General features: G+C 44.6%; 13 protein-coding genes. All 13 read left to right on the forward strand.

What is annotated here, in order from left to right; all coding sequences use genetic code 11:
* Nucleotides 1-58: 58 nt before the first annotated feature.
* Nucleotides 59-2158: a type I DNA topoisomerase gene (gene topA / locus MKY44_RS09650; protein ID WP_124114065.1), complete on the forward strand. Its 2100-nt coding sequence runs from the start codon at nt 59-61 to the stop codon at nt 2156-2158.
* 56 nt (nt 2159-2214) lie between these two features.
* Nucleotides 2215-3558 carry an FADH(2)-oxidizing methylenetetrahydrofolate--tRNA-(uracil(54)-C(5))-methyltransferase TrmFO gene (trmFO, locus tag MKY44_RS09655; protein ID WP_370511405.1) on the forward strand — a complete coding sequence of 448 codons (1344 nt, stop codon included), beginning with the start codon at nt 2215-2217 and terminating at the stop codon, nt 3556-3558.
* Between the two features lie 26 nt (nt 3559-3584).
* Nucleotides 3585-4127 (forward strand): ATP-dependent protease subunit HslV, encoded by a 543-nt coding sequence (gene hslV / locus MKY44_RS09660; protein WP_076208907.1) that lies wholly within the window; start codon nt 3585-3587, stop codon nt 4125-4127.
* A gap of 117 nt (nt 4128-4244) precedes the next feature.
* Nucleotides 4245-5645, forward strand: coding sequence for an ATP-dependent protease ATPase subunit HslU (gene hslU, locus MKY44_RS09665; protein ID WP_036609375.1), 1401 nt, complete (start codon nt 4245-4247; stop codon nt 5643-5645).
* 980 nt (nt 5646-6625) lie between these two features.
* A complete protein-coding gene (gene flgB / locus MKY44_RS09670; protein WP_036670359.1) occupies nt 6626-7033 on the forward strand; it encodes a flagellar basal body rod protein FlgB in 408 nt (135 codons plus the stop codon).
* 6 nt (nt 7034-7039) lie between these two features.
* Entirely contained in the window at nt 7040-7489 is a 450-nt protein-coding gene (gene flgC / locus MKY44_RS09675) for a flagellar basal body rod protein FlgC (RefSeq protein WP_017689191.1), read from the forward strand.
* Between the two features lie 58 nt (nt 7490-7547).
* The gene (gene fliE, locus MKY44_RS09680) at nt 7548-7859 is read left to right on the forward strand and encodes a flagellar hook-basal body complex protein FliE (RefSeq protein WP_017689190.1); all 312 of its coding nucleotides are present in this window, start codon (nt 7548-7550) and stop codon (nt 7857-7859) included.
* Nucleotides 7860-7996: 137 nt separating this feature from the next.
* Nucleotides 7997-9580, forward strand: a complete 1584-nt coding sequence (gene fliF, locus MKY44_RS09685; protein WP_074094559.1) for a flagellar basal-body MS-ring/collar protein FliF — start codon at nt 7997-7999, stop codon at nt 9578-9580.
* Nucleotides 9581-9591: 11 nt separating this feature from the next.
* A complete protein-coding gene (fliG, locus tag MKY44_RS09690) occupies nt 9592-10608 on the forward strand; it encodes a flagellar motor switch protein FliG (RefSeq protein ID WP_047842476.1) in 1017 nt (338 codons plus the stop codon).
* Nucleotides 10601-11464, forward strand: a complete 864-nt coding sequence (locus MKY44_RS09695) for a FliH/SctL family protein (RefSeq protein ID WP_340020007.1) — start codon at nt 10601-10603, stop codon at nt 11462-11464. Before fliG ends, MKY44_RS09695 begins: the two co-directional genes overlap by 8 nt.
* A complete protein-coding gene (fliI, locus tag MKY44_RS09700; RefSeq protein WP_036609365.1) occupies nt 11451-12770 on the forward strand; it encodes a flagellar protein export ATPase FliI in 1320 nt (439 codons plus the stop codon). The genes MKY44_RS09695 and fliI overlap by 14 nt, the downstream gene beginning before the upstream one ends.
* A gap of 11 nt (nt 12771-12781) precedes the next feature.
* Nucleotides 12782-13234, forward strand: coding sequence for a flagellar export protein FliJ (gene fliJ, locus MKY44_RS09705; RefSeq protein ID WP_036670362.1), 453 nt, complete (start codon nt 12782-12784; stop codon nt 13232-13234).
* Between the two features lie 43 nt (nt 13235-13277).
* Nucleotides 13278-14219: a MotE family protein gene (locus MKY44_RS09710; RefSeq protein WP_091017300.1), complete on the forward strand. Its 942-nt coding sequence runs from the start codon at nt 13278-13280 to the stop codon at nt 14217-14219.
* Nucleotides 14220-14241: the final 22 nt, after the last annotated feature.

The raw sequence follows: 14241 nt of genomic DNA on the forward strand, positions 1-14241 counted from the left end.
GCATAAGCTTACAGAAACAGTTTCATGACAGTTTCATGACTGAGAGGAGGATGAACCTATGGCGGATGCACTCGTAATCGTGGAGTCGCCCTCAAAGGCGAAGACGATAGGCAAATATTTAGGCAGCAAGTTCATCGTAAAAGCTTCGATGGGGCATGTTCGCGATTTGCCAAAGAGTCAGATCGGCGTTGAGGTAGAGAATGATTTTAATCCGAAATATATTACGATCCGCGGCAAAGGTTCAATCTTGAAAGAACTGAAGGATGCACGGAAGAAAGTGAAAAAAGTGTATCTCGCAGCTGACCCGGATCGCGAAGGTGAAGCTATCGCATGGCATTTGGCCCATGCCCTTGAACTGGACGATACGGCAGATTGCCGGGTTGTATTTAATGAAATTACAAAACAGGCGGTCAAAGATGCGTTCAAAACGCCGCGGAAAATCAATATGGATTTGGTTAACGCGCAGCAGGCAAGACGTATTCTGGATCGACTCGTTGGATATAAAATTAGTCCGTTATTATGGAAGAAAGTGAAAAAAGGTTTGTCTGCAGGCCGGGTTCAGTCCGTGGCTGTTAAAATCATTTTAGATCGTGAAAATGAAATTGATGATTTTGAGCCGGAAGAATACTGGAGCATTACCGCCAAACTGACAGCAGACGGCAATCCGTTTGAAGCCAAGTTTCATAAACTGAACGGGGCCAAAACAGAGCTGGGCAGTGAAGCGGAAGTGCAAGCGATCCTGAAACAGATCGAAGGGGCAGACTTTACGATCAAGGAAGTTAAAGAGAAAGAACGGAGCCGTAACCCTTCCGCCCCGTTTACGACGAGTTCTCTGCAACAGGAAGCGGCGCGTAAATTGAATTTCAGAGCTTCCAAGACGATGTCGGTCGCCCAACAACTATATGAAGGTGTAGACCTTGGAAAAGAAGGCACAGTAGGTCTCATCACGTATATGCGTACGGACTCCACACGAATTGCAGCATCTGCACAAGAAGAAGCCAAAGAATATATCGTTGGTAAGTATGGTGAGCCATTTGCACCTGAGACTCCACGAAACTATTCCAAAAAAGCAGCTAATGCTCAGGATGCGCATGAAGCGATTCGTCCAACTTCAATTCTGCGTGATCCTGACTCAATCAAGTCGTTTATGAGTCGTGATCAGTTCCGGTTGTATAAACTGGTATGGGAACGTTTTGTAGCGAGCCAGATGTCTTCGGCTATCCTGGATACACTCTCTGTAGATATTGCTGCGGGGGACACCATTTTCCGTGCAGCAGGTTCGAAGGTACGGTTCCAAGGTTTCATGAAGGTATATGTTGAAGGGAACGACGATGGTACAACCGATGAAGATCGTCTGCTGCCTCCGTTGAAAAGTGGAGATGTGCTTGAGAAGCAGGAGATTGAGCCAAAACAGCATTTTACACAACCGCCACCACGATATACGGAGGCAAGGTTGGTTAAGACGCTTGAGGAATTGGGTATAGGGCGTCCGAGTACATATGCGCCAACACTGGAGACCATTCAGAAGCGCGGATATGTTGCAATTGAGGAAAAGAAATTCATGCCGACCGAGCTGGGTGAACTGGTCATCGAACAGATGGAAGAGTTTTTCCCGGAAATCCTGAATGTAGAGTTCACCGCAAACATGGAAGGTGATCTTGACCATGTGGAGGAAGGTTCCGAGGATTGGGTCAAAGTACTCGCAGAGTTCTATGAATCTTTTGAGAAACGGCTTGAATTTGCGGAAGAAGAAATGAAAGAAATCGAGATTGAAGACGAAGTATCGGATGAGATCTGTGAGAAGTGCGGCAAACCGCTGGTTTATAAACTCGGACGTTTTGGCAAGTTTCTTGCGTGCTCTGGCTTCCCTGATTGCCGGAATACCAAACCGATTATCAAGGATATCGGCGTGACTTGTCCGAAGTGTAAGGAAGGTCATGTTGTTGAGCGTCGCAGCAAAAAAGGACGTATTTTCTACGGTTGCGACAAATATCCTGAATGTGATTTTGTCTCATGGGACAGACCTTCAGCCAAACCATGTCCAAGTTGCGGATCGCTAATGATTGAAAAGCGGAACAAAAAGGGAGCACGGTTGCAGTGTACTTCATGTGATCATCAGGAGCCGGTGGATGAACCGGATGACGAATCAGCAGATTAATATATATGTGAATCAATTCAATTATAGTGAAATATGAAATTGCTTTATGGGGGTAAATGATTTTGACGAATGAACAACAAGTAACCGTTATTGGTGCCGGGCTGGCAGGAACAGAAGCGGCCTGGCAGATTGCAAGTCGCGGCGTACGCGTGAAATTATACGAGATGAGACCTGTTGTGAAAACGCCAGCTCATCATACGGATAAATTTGCAGAACTGGTATGTAGCAACTCGCTGCGTGCGAATGGATTGACCAATGCAGTGGGTGTGTTAAAAGAAGAAATGAGAATGCTCAATTCTCTCGTATTGTCAGCAGCAGACAAACATGCAGTTCCTGCAGGTGGGGCACTTGCTGTGGACCGGGATGGATTTTCAGGTGAGATTACATCCACGTTGCACCAGCATCCGCTCATCGAAGTGGTGAATGAGGAATTAACTTCTCTGCCGGAAGATGGCATCGTTGTTGTTGCAACGGGGCCGCTGACTTCACCAGCATTGTCTGAGCAAATTAAGGCACTAATGGGGGAAGAGTATTTCTACTTCTATGATGCAGCTGCACCGATCATCGAAAAAGATTCAATTGACATGAACAAAGTGTATCTGGCTTCACGTTATGATAAAGGCGAAGCGGCATATCTGAACTGTCCGATGACAGAAGAAGAGTTTGATGTCTTCTATGAAGCTCTCATTACTGCTGAAGTCGCTCAATTGAAAGAGTTCGAGAAAGAAATCTACTTTGAAGGCTGTATGCCAATCGAAGTGATGATGAAACGCGGAAAACAGACGGCTCTGTTTGGTCCAATGAAACCGGTAGGTCTGGTTAACCCTCATACAGGAGAGTTGCCACATGCGGTTGTTCAGCTTAGACAGGACAATGCAGCTGGAACCCTATATAACTTGGTGGGCTTCCAGACGCATCTGAAATGGGGAGAACAGAAACGTGTCTTTTCCCTTATTCCTGGACTTGAAAATGCAGAGTTCGTTCGTTATGGTGTAATGCACCGTAATACATTTATTAACTCTCCTAAACTACTGCTTCCGACGTATCAGTTTAAAGAGCGTCCAAACCTGTTCTTTGCAGGTCAGATGACGGGTGTAGAAGGATATGTGGAATCTGCTGCATCAGGGCTGATTGCCGGCATGAACGCAGCCAAAGCAGCACTTGGGCAGGAACTGGTAGTATTGCCGGTAGAAACAACACTTGGCAGTATGGCTCAATATATTACAACTGCTGACTTCAAGCACTTCCAACCAATGAACGCAAACTTTGGTTTGTTACCGAAGCTGGAAACAAAGATTCGTAACAAAAAGGAAAAAAATGAAGCTCTTGCACAGCGTGCCCTGGATGGCATCACCAGTTTTGCTGCGGCAGAAGGTCTAACTGTTCCAGAACGCGTATAAATTATTCGTGGGAGGATGCTGATATCATGGATATGTCATTTCATGCTACAACGATCTGTGCTGTTCGTCATAATGGTAAGGCTGCAATCGCAGGAGATGGTCAGGTGACCATGGGCCAAAGTGTTGTGATGAAGAATACAGCCAAGAAGGTAAGACGTTTGTACCGCGGACAGGTTGTTGCTGGCTTTGCTGGTTCTGTGGCGGATGCGATCACCCTGTTTGAGAAATTCGAAGGTAAGCTCGAGGAGCACCATGGTAACTTGCAACGTGCTGCTGTAGAGCTTGCCAAGGATTGGCGTCAGGATCGGATCTTGCGTAAGCTTGAGGCACTCTTGATTGTGATGGACAAATCAGGTATGCTGCTCATTTCAGGCGGCGGGGAGATAATTGAACCGGATGATGACGTTATTGCTATCGGATCAGGTGGAAACTTTGCCTTATCTGCTGCGCGTGCGTTGAAACGTCATGCAGTAAACCTGGAAGCGAAAGATATTGCCCGTGAATCACTTCAGATTGCCTCGGAGCTATGTGTATATACCAATAGTAATATTATTGTAGAAGAGTTATAAGCCAAAGAAATCTCCCGTAGTGGAGCATGATTCTGTAATCTGCTCCAGGACGTCTAGGGGATTCTTTGTCCTTGTTAGGAAAAAATAAATTCAACATACTGGTAGGAGGGAAGCAATATGAATACTCAAGCGTTAACACCGAGACAGATTGTTGCAGAGCTTGACAAGTATATTGTAGGTCAAAAGAAAGCTAAAAAATCGGTAGCGGTGGCTCTTCGTAATCGTTATCGGCGTAGCCTTTTGCCTGAGCACACTCAGGACGACATTGTGCCTAAAAATATCTTGATGATTGGACCTACCGGTGTGGGTAAAACGGAAATCGCTCGTCGCCTCGCTAAACTGGTAGGTGCGCCATTTGTGAAAGTGGAAGCTACCAAGTTCACTGAAGTAGGTTACGTTGGCCGTGACGTTGAATCGATGGTGCGTGATCTGATTGAGACATCACTGCGGATGGTGAAGCTGGAGCGGACTGAAAAAGTGAAGGACAAAGCTGAAGAAGCTGCCAATGAGCGAATTGTACATATTTTGGCTCCTTCACAGTCTAAGTCCAAGAGTCAGCGTAATCCCTTTGAGATGATCTTTGGTAATAATGGCAACAACGTTCAGGAACAGGATGAGCCAGAACCGGATACTGGGGTTGCTGAACGCCGCCGTAAGATCAAGTTTGATCTGTTGTCCGGCAAGTTGGAGGATGACATCATTGAGATTGATGTCGAAGACACTGCGCCTAACATGATGGACATGTTTGCTGGTCAAGGTAATGATCAGATGGGCATGAACATGCAGGAGATGTTTGGCAGCCTCTTACCTCGTCGTACGAAAAAGCGCAAGCTCGCCATCAAAGAAGCGCGCAAAGTGTTGACCCAGGAAGAAGCAGGCAAATTGATCGATATGGATGATGTTACCCAAGAATCCATTCGCCGGGCGGAGCAGACAGGTATCATTTTCATAGATGAAATTGACAAGGTCGCCAGTCAAGGGCGCGGTAGTGGTCCTGATGTATCCCGTGAGGGTGTGCAACGTGACATACTGCCTATCGTAGAGGGCTCTACAGTAATGACGAAATATGGCCCTGTCAAAACGGATTATATTCTGTTTATGGCAGCTGGCGCATTCCATGTCGCCAAACCCTCTGATTTGATTCCTGAGCTTCAGGGACGCTTCCCAATTCGTGTGGAACTAAGCAGTCTAACACTGGAGGAGTTTGTATCCATTCTGACTGAACCCCAAAATGCACTGACCAAGCAGTATGTTGATCTGTTACGCACAGAGAATATTGAGATTGAGTTCTCGGATGAGGCCATTCGCGAGATTGCCAAATTGGCTGAATCCGTCAATCAAAATACAGAAAATATAGGTGCTCGTCGATTGCATACGATTCTTGAAAAGCTTTTGGAGGATTTATCCTTTGAGGCACCTGAGCTTACACTGGAACGTATGGTGATTACTCCGGAGTATGTCCGGGAGAAATTAAATGATATTGCGCTTGATCGTGATTTGAGTCAGTATATCCTGTAAAATGCCGCTAGCCATGTAGTTGTTAAAATGATGTTATAAATGAACGGTATGCAAGAGAGTAGAGAACATTTGTGTGATCCACAAAGGGAAGCAATCCTTTAGCGAATCACAAACGCCCTCTACTTAACGCATATCGTTTATTTTTGTTTCTATCTAAAGGATTTTGATGTTACAACCGATAAAAGATGTGTGGTTGTTATACGGATCGACAAAACCTAGGACTTGTGCCGCATGTATACGGAGTTAAAACCTATCGGAGTGGTAGTTACTCTTCCATTCCATACCCAATGATTTCCATTAAAAGAATTTTCCTTATTCCAAGTCTGGTCATCGGTTTAGTCGATAGATTGGTAAATGTTGCGTAAATGCGCAAAATGATGAATTGTTGAAAAGTTTGAAGTCACTAATTGTTTTCTTAAAATTAAAATAAATAGACCCCACTTAATTGTTAAGAAAGTGTTGTGTGGGCAAGACGAGTTTTCTTCATTCTTGAAAGATAACTTGTCAATTGATTAATATACAGCTTTGTATGTATACCTACCATATTGTCCATAAACCCTTAGTATAACGGCAAAAAATTCTAACATTATCAACTATGAAATATTCGGAAATATACATAATTACGTGCGGTATAAGCTCATGTTGAGACTTGAAAGTTTTTTTTTATTTTAAGAATGTTTAAGAACAATAAGGAAGAGTATTAACATAATTTTGTTTTGGGCCCGAACATTTACGAAAAAATTCATAATTTGCAGAAAATACACAAAAAGCCCTGTCTTTCAGAAAAGATAGGGCTTTTTTCTTATTGTAATAAATCCCAAACTCGAAGAAACTTATGTTATACGACAACATCAGAGTTAATTCTACTTAAGTCCTAGAAAACCGTGTAAAGACGAATGTTTTTGTCGAAAAAAACATAAGAATTTTCAAGGGAAAAGATACAATATTTTTCCATAACTTCTAAAGAGAGGAGGGGGATTGTGAATCTTTTAAACGATATCAGCTTTAAAAGATTGCAAGGTGCACTCGATGCGTCCAATATCAGACAACGAACAATTGCTGACAACATCGCGAACGCCGATACCCCGTATTTCAAGCGCTCGGACGTTTCTTTTGAAGAAATGTTGCAAGGGCAAATGAATGGAGATATGCCTGTTCTTAAGGGTAAAGTAACTGATGCAAGGCATTTTGTCATAGGTCCTTCCTCTTCCGTACCCACGCCAGTAGTTAATATGGACCAGTCAACCTCCATGAATAACAACGAAAACAATGTCGATATAGACAGAGAAATGAGTCTTCTGGCGGAGAATCAGTTGCGTTATAACGCTTATATTCAGCAAGTGAATGAACAAATTAAAATCATGCGTGTTGGCGTGGAAGGGAGATAATCTAAATTGAACATTAGTAATAGTTTTAGTATCAGTAGCTCAGCTCTGACAGCCCAACGGTTGCGGATGGACGTTATATCTTCCAACATTGCCAACGCAGAGACGACGCGCGCGAGCGTATCCAATGGTGAAGCGGTCCCTTACAAACGTAAAATGGTTGTGCTTGAGCCGAATAAAACGTCATTTGGTACGATGCTGCAAAATCAGATGAGAGGTAGCGGTTCAGGAGATGGCGTAAGAGTAACGGAGATTCGCGAGGATCAGTCACCTTTGAAACCTGTGTATGACCCTTCTCATCCGGATGCAAACGCAGAAGGATATGTATTTATGCCTAATGTGGATATTGCGAAAGAAATGGTGGACATGATCTCTGCTTCGCGTTCATATGAAGCAAACGTAACAGCACTGAATTCAACCAAAGCGATGATCTCCAAAGCTTTGGAGATTGGAAGATAATCTGCTTAGAAATGAAAATAAGAAAAATACAAACCAGGGATGAAGGGGAGGGACATTAATGATTCAGAACAACATGTTTAGCACACAGGGGATACAACCGCTACAGATGAAGAGTGCAACCGAAAGTAAGCCTTCTACACCAGCCGAAACCATTCAGAGCTTCGGTACATACTTACAGAATGCATTAGGGTCCGTTGCAGCACAGGAGGCTCAATCGCATGAAATGTCGAATCAATTTTTGGTCGGCAAAGCGAATGTGGATCAGGTGATGATTGCTTCAGAACAGGCCTTGTTAAGCCTACAACTCACAACTCAAGTCCGAAACAAAGTGGTCGAAGCATACCAAGAAGTTATGCGAACGCAGTTATAAAATAACCTACTTGCGCTTCGATAATAGCGCTGATCATTACAACAAAGCAGCTGCGATGCTGCTCCTGATCGTCAACCTATGAAACGGCTAGGGTTGAGTAAGGACAGACTAAGCAAAGTTTCGGATGGGGTGACAGAGTGAATGAGAGAATCGCCCAGTACAGGGATAAGGCATCCCAGTATTGGAATAGTTTTAGCAAAAAGCAAAAAATATTATTTATATCCACCTTCCTGTTCCTGATTTTGGCTGCAGTTGTACTCACGATGCAATTGTCCAAGACAGAATATGAAGTTGCTTTTACAGATTTGAATGCAAGTGATTCAGCGGGCGTGATCAGTTATCTCGATTCATCTAGCATTCCGTACAAATTAAGTTCAGATGGTAAGACCATATCCGTACCGAGTACAAGTGTTGCAATTGCAAAGGTGAACGTTGGATCTCAAGGGATTATTCAGAATGGTTCATTAGGGTATAAGTCATTCGAGGAGTCATCATCCCCCATCGGGATGACGGATAAAGAGTTTGATGTAAAGTACAACAACGCTATAAACGGAGAAGTTGAACAGTTACTTCAGCGGATGCAAGGGATACAGGATGCTAAAGTACTCGTGAATATGCCGAAAGATAACATCTTTGCTGGTTTAGAAGAACAAGACAAAGCATCAGCGTCGGTAGCTCTCCAATTCAAACCGGGTTATCACCCAAATCAGGCAGCGGTTGATGGCTACTTTAACTTGGTCAAAACTGCAATTCCTAATCTGCCTGTTGAGAACATCACGATTACAAACACAGATGAAGCAGAATTGATTCCAACTGCCCGAGGTGGCAGTGGCGGGTTGTCTTCCGAAGTTCAAGAGAACATGGCACTACAGAAAAAGTTTGAGAACGATGTCCGTAATAACGTAAAGCAATTCCTTTCTCAGATTGTAGGCGAAGACAAAGTTAATGTTTTGGTAGCCTCCAAGCTTAATTTTGACAAAGAAACACGTAAGGAAAATCTGGTCACACCTGTTGATGTAGATAATATGAAAGGCATCGAGATCAGTGTGCAGGAGATTCAAAAGAGCTACACTGGCGCAAGCAATCCAACAGGTGGTGTTGCTGGCACAGGACAAGAGGAAGTTCCGGGTTACCCATCATCTGATGCAACCGGTAACTCTACCTCCGAAGAATCATCAAGCACTATAAACTACGATGTTAATCGAATCGCCAAGGATATTATTTCCAGTCCGTATACTGTAAAAGACTTAACCATTAACGTTGCGGTTGAACCACCGAATGGAGAAACAGAATTACAGGGACCGGTTCAGGACGCAATTGAGAATATTTTGGTTAACATTGTTCGTGCTTCACTGGCAGACTCAGGCACTGTAATAAGTGACGCCGATCTGACAAAGAAAGTTTCAGTCATGTCACAAGGCTTCCAGACTGCCTCTGCAGACAATACAGGTTTCCAACTTTCCTCAACGATGATGTGGGGTGGAGGCGCACTCATAGCGGCATTGATCGCAGCGGTAGTTATTTTGTTAGTACGCCGTCGCCGCAAACAAAACGAAGTCGAAGAAGAAGAGATTCCTCTTCCAATAGCAACAGAGTTCCCGTCCATTACGCTGGACAGTGTAACGAACGAAAGTCAGGTGCGCAAACAATTGGAGAGTTTGGCCAAGAAAAAGCCAGACGAATTCGTCAATCTGCTGCGTACATGGCTGGCTGACGAATAGAGGTGAGCGCATTGGCAAAGGCAAGCAGTCAAGGTTTGACTGGCAGACAAAAAGCAGCAATATTGTTGATTACATTAGGTCCGGAAGTATCGGCTCAGATTTTCAAACATCTGCGTGACGAAGAGATCGAGCAACTTACGTTGGAGATTGCCAACGTTCGCAAAGTTGATTCTTCCGAAAAGGATATGATCATGGCCGAGTTTCACCAGATCTGTCTGGCGCAGGAATATATCTCTCAGGGCGGTATCAATTACGCCAGAGAAATCTTGGAGAAAGCTCTGGGTTCATCAAAAGCACTTGAAGTCATTAATCGTTTGACAGCTACGCTGCAAGTCAGACCATTTGACTTTGCGCGCAAAGCAGATCCGAACCAAATTTTGAACTTTATTCAGAATGAAAGCCCGCAAACGATTGCCTTGGTTCTGTCTTACCTGCAATTCGAACAGGCAGCAGCGATTCTATCATCCTTGCCGCAAGAGAAACAGGCAGATGTCGCTCGCCGGGTGGCTGTTATGGATAGTACTTCGCCGGAAGTCATCTCTCAAGTGGAGCGGGTTCTGGAACAGAAGTTATCCTCTACCGTAACGCAGGATTACACCAATGCTGGTGGTATCGAATCGATCGTTCAGATTCTGAACGGAGTCGATCGGGGTACAGAGCGTACTATTTTGGACTCGCTTGAAATTCAGGATCCGGAGCTTGCAGAGGAAATCAAAAAACGCATGTTTGTATTCGAAGATATCGTCAATGTGGATGATCGTTCGATTCAGCGCATTATTCGGGATATCGACAACGCAGATTTGCAACTCGCACTCAAAGTGGCAAGCGAAGAAGTTCGGGATGCCGTGTTCCGGAATATGTCGAAACGGATGTCCGAAACATTCAAAGAAGAGATGGAATTCATGGGACCTGTGCGATTGCGTGATGTTGAGGAAGCTCAGACACGTATCGTAGGAACGATACGCAGATTGGAAGAAGCCGGTGAGATCATTATCGCACGCGGTGGAGGAGATGATATCATTGTCTAATTTGATTAAGTCTTTCCAGTATGTACCCGTTGATGACCGTAAAAAACTTGAAAATCATCATCATTATGGTGGTACTGAGGAGTCTGAAACGGAATTATACGGTGATAGTGCTGAAGGTTCTGAAGCAGAAACGCTTCAAGCACGCGTGGACGAAGAAACACAACGTCTCACCGCAGAGATGCTGGAAGATGCCAAGGAGTTTGCAGAAAAGCAAGTACGTGAAGCTTCAGAAGAAGCGGAGCGCATGCTTCAAGAAGCCCGTGAACAGATCGATAGCTGGTGGCAGGAACAACGACAACAGGATGAACATCTGACCGAAGCACTTCGTTCACAAGGTTTCCAACAGGGTTTTGAAGAAGGCAAAGTACAAGCTGAACTGGATCTCCAGGTGCAGATCGAAAAGATGATGAATGAAGCCCAGGAAGTGCTCAAGGAAGCTTATGTAGCTAAAGATCAGATCATTCAGGAAGCCGAACCGTTCCTCGTGGAACTCGCTTGCGGGATCGCTGAGAAAGTCATTGATAAGCAACTTACCATTGAACCCGATCATACATTGGAACTGATTCGTCAGAGTTTGTCACGTAAGCGGGAGCAGGGCTTGATCACACTTTGTGTGGCACCTGATCAGTTTACATTTGTACAGGCAGCTCGTGAAGAATTGTCTCTTTCCATTGACTCTCAGGCAGAATTGCAGATTTTGCCTGATTCAACGGTCAAAGATAAGGGATGTGTCATTCGTTCTTCGTTCGGAAGTGTAGATGCGAGAATTGATACACAGCTTGCTGAGATTAAAAAAGAACTGGTCCGCATAGCACTTGAGGATGAGGAGCGAAAAAATCAACATGAAGGTTCTTAGTTCACAGCGATATATGGAACATTTGCGCCAATTCGATCCTGTTCGTATTAACGGCAAAGTTACTCAGGTCATTGGTCTTATGGTGGAGTCAGAAGGGCCAGATGCAAGTATCGGTGACGTATGTTATATCTATCCTGGTAAATCAGCCAAGCCTCTTCAGGCCGAAGTTGTTGGGTTTCGAGATAACAAAGTGCTGCTTATGCCACTGGGTGAACTTCAATCCATCGGTCCTGGTTGCGATGTAGTAGGTACGGGTAAACCACTCGGCGTTCAGGTAGGCTCCGAATTGCTCGGTAAAGTATTGGACGGACTTGGACAACCGCTGGACGGTTCCCTCCTTCCATCCAGAATGCCGATGTACTCTACCTCCAATACACCGGTTAATCCAATGGATCGTCCGCGTGTACTTGAAACGATGGGTGTTGGTGTAAGAGCTATCGACGGATTGTTGACCGTAGGTAAGGGACAGCGTGTAGGTATTTTTGCCGGTTCTGGTGTTGGTAAGAGTACATTGATGGGCATGATCGCTCGTAATACAGCAGCAGATGTCAATGTCATCGCGCTTGTGGGTGAGCGTGGACGTGAGGTACGCGACTTTATTGAACGGGATCTGGGTCCGGAAGGACTGGAACGTTCAGTAGTCATTGTTGCAACATCAGATCAGCCTGCCCTGATTCGGATTAAGGGAGCAGTTATTGCGACCACTATTGCAGAGTATTTCCGAGATCGTGGAATGAACGTGATGCTCATGATGGATTCGGTAACCCGATATGCGATGGCACAAAGGGAAGTGGGTCTTGCCGTAGGTGAACCTCCGGCAATGAGAGGATATACGCCATCGGTTTTTGCAAGTTTGCCCAAACTGCTTGAACGGGCGGGTACAGGGCCTACCGGCTCGATTACAGCCTTTTACACCGTTCTGGTCGATGGGGATGACATGAATGAACCGATTGCGGATGCGGTAAGGGGTATTTTGGATGGACACATTGTGTTAAATCGATCCATTGCAAATAAAGGTCATTTTCCAGCGATTGATGTGTTAGCCAGCATAAGCCGTGTTATGAAGGATATTGCTCCAGAAGAGCAGTTGGAAGCCGTTAATAATATGAAACGTTTGATGGCTGTGTACAAAGAATCGGAAGATTTGATCAATATTGGAGCTTACCAGCGGGGATCAAATGCAGCCATAGATGAATCGATAGACCAGATTGATAGTATATGGAACTTTACCAAGCAGAAAGTCGACGAGAAAGTCACTTTAAGTGAAGTACAGGAACGTTTGATTCTTGAATTTGCAAGGAGATGAATGGGTAAACGATGAAATTTCGATATCATTTCCAGAAAGTTGTTGACCTGAAGAGTAATGAAAAAACACAGGCAGAGTGGATGTTATCCACAGCGATCGGTAAACTTCAGACGGAGGAAGAACATCTGATACAACTTCTTAATGATAGAAGTAATCTGATCGGCATTATACAATCTGCTACGGAAAATACAGCGTCTGTAAACAGTCTGCAGGAGATGCAGCGTTATGTACATCACCTTGACGAGTGCATTTCACGCAAAAACAGTGATGTTAAACATGCTCAGGTCAATGTGCAACGGAATCAGACGTTTTTGAACGGTAAGATGGTTGATGAAAAAGTATGGCTTGGAGCGAGAGACAAGGCAAAAATCAAATTTCAGCAGGAGATGCTCCTCCGGGAACAGAACGATCTGGACGAGATGGCTACTGTACGCTTCGCTGCCAAAGCCGGACGCGCGAATTGATGTGAGCCGGACGCGAAGTTGTCTCGTGAAGGAGGAATGAACGATGGCTGTTAAAGATGATAGCGACATGGAAAAAGAGTCGGGAGGCGGTTGGGAAAAGTTTCTCATGATTTCAATCCCGATTGTATTCACCGTAGTATTGCTAGGTGTACTACTTACGCTATTTAATGTAGATATTCGTAATAATTTGTTTGAATTCGCCAACAAGATACCGGTAGTCAAGGAATGGGTACCTGATCCTGTACTGGATCCGGAGAAGGAGAAGCTGGAGAAGAGTGAGCAGCAGGTTGAAAGTGCTGAAGCCACAATCGAAAAGCTGAAATCCCAAGTAACTGCCAAAGAAACAGAGCTCAAGGCAGCACAGGAAGCGACAACAACCGAAGCAAAGAAGGCCACGGACCTTCAGAAAAAGTTGGATGATGCGGAAAAAGCGGCTGAAACGGCTACAGCAGCAACGCCCGAAACGGAATCTGATTATCAGAAACAAATCAAAGATTTGGCTAAAATGTATGCTGACATGAGCCCAAGCAAAGCTGCACCGATTTTGCAAAATATGACGAATGAGGAAATGGTACTGTTGTTGAATGCCATGCAGTCATCTGCTCGGACCAAGGTACTTGAAAAGATGGACCCGAAAACAGCAGCCGATGTCACCATGATGATGAAGGATGCTAAACCGTCCGGAGATCTGGCACTGGATGCGCTGCAATCCAGATTGAAGAAAGAAACCGCAGCAACTTCAACTGCATCCACAACCACAAGCAAAAACCTAGATAAAAACCAGCTTAGTCAAACATTTGCTTCGATGTCTGCTTCAAGTGGTGCCAAGCTTTTATTGGAAACATACAAGTTAAGTCCTGACAAAACATTGACCATCCTGAATTCAGTAGATGATGCAACACGCTCTCAATTGCTTGAGAACATGTCTTCAGAGGATTCGGTTGAAACTGCAAAAATTTTGAACAGATTAATGGGTAACAAGTAGAGCTGATTACACTGTATAACCG

This window comes from Paenibacillus sp. FSL R7-0026, assembly GCF_038004485.1.
Taxonomy (GTDB): domain Bacteria; phylum Bacillota; class Bacilli; order Paenibacillales; family Paenibacillaceae; genus Paenibacillus; species Paenibacillus xylanexedens_A.

Bases quoted from the DNA above. Each gene is read 5' to 3' on its own strand.
- topA (WP_124114065.1), top strand. From the start codon at position 59: ATGGCGGATGCACTCGTAATCGTGGAGTCGCCCTCAAAGGCGAAGACG.
- trmFO (WP_370511405.1), top strand. From the start codon at position 2,215: ATGATTTTGACGAATGAACAACAAGTAACCGTTATTGGTGCCGGGCTG.
- hslV (WP_076208907.1), top strand. From the start codon at position 3,585: ATGGATATGTCATTTCATGCTACAACGATCTGTGCTGTTCGTCATAAT.
- hslU (WP_036609375.1), top strand. From the start codon at position 4,245: ATGAATACTCAAGCGTTAACACCGAGACAGATTGTTGCAGAGCTTGAC.
- fliE (WP_017689190.1), top strand. From the start codon at position 7,548: ATGATTCAGAACAACATGTTTAGCACACAGGGGATACAACCGCTACAG.
- fliI (WP_036609365.1), top strand. From the start codon at position 11,451: ATGAAGGTTCTTAGTTCACAGCGATATATGGAACATTTGCGCCAATTC.
- fliJ (WP_036670362.1), top strand. From the start codon at position 12,782: ATGAAATTTCGATATCATTTCCAGAAAGTTGTTGACCTGAAGAGTAAT.
- MKY44_RS09710 (WP_091017300.1), top strand. From the start codon at position 13,278: ATGGCTGTTAAAGATGATAGCGACATGGAAAAAGAGTCGGGAGGCGGT.